Origin of the sequence: Thiolapillus sp. (assembly GCF_048562965.1) — a bacterium.
GTDB classification, from domain to species: Bacteria; Pseudomonadota; Gammaproteobacteria; order Chromatiales; family Chromatiaceae; genus Thiolapillus; species Thiolapillus brandeum_A.
The window spans coordinates 1-731 of record NZ_JBHNMF010000913.1 but is presented as its reverse complement, the minus strand read 5'-3'; the positions used below and the strand labels follow the sequence as shown (position 1 = coordinate 731).

Here is a 731-nt window from a genome sequence, read left to right as displayed (position 1 = left end):
CAGGGATACAATCCGCTGGTCGCCATTCAAATGGCCTTTTCGGGACAGCTCTATGCTGATAGGGGTGAGTAGTTACGATGAAGCAAGAAATAATCGTGCCCGCTACCCGGCGTTGTCTGGCAAGGCGTGGGTATTGGATGTGCATCTGGTTACCCTTGAAGATTTGGAATGGAATCGCTTTGTTGCCCGGTTGAGCGCGGTTCTAGCCCGCATCGCTCACCGATCTCCTGGTTCCAGCATTTTGGGCACCGGGACGTGGCCAAGATAGCTCGATAGCCAATTTCTCGTGCCAAGGCACTCGCCAGGAGAAGAGATTCTCATGTTTTTCGCTCTCTCAGGAGCTCTGGAGGATGTTTTTTTGACAGAACAGACACACCAGTCCCTCAGCACCCAGGACTGATTCTTTGAGCCGATGTTGTCGGGGACGGAAGAACCTATCCAGGCGGCGACCAAGCAGGATGCTGCTTGAGATTGGCCAGGATCGGGGCAATATCACTGGCGTAGGGATACGCTTCCGAGAAGGACAGCCAGACCTTGCGCGCTGTCAGGCGCAGGCCATGCAGCAGGACATAGGCAAAGGAAGAGAAGTACAGCCGCAGTTGGTTCGCCCGCAGAGTGGCACTACTGGTGCGATCAGCAAACAGCCCCCGTTGTTGTTCCTTGATACGGTTCTCCATTTCCCCACGGGCACAGTAGCGTTCTTCGTAAAGCGACTGGGCATCGGCCTCGTT

General features: G+C 55.1%; 1 protein-coding gene and 1 pseudogene. One reads left to right on the top strand and one right to left on the bottom strand.

All coding sequences use genetic code 11. The features are described from left to right. Positions 1-268 (top strand): hypothetical protein (locus ACOCD2_RS21130; RefSeq protein WP_419626052.1); only part of this gene is annotated, 268 nt, incomplete at its 5' end. A gap of 280 nt (positions 269-548) precedes the next feature. Here the strand turns inward: ACOCD2_RS21130 and ACOCD2_RS21125 are convergent. Further along, positions 549-731: pseudogene (locus tag ACOCD2_RS21125) on the bottom strand (transposase); the annotation flags it as partial.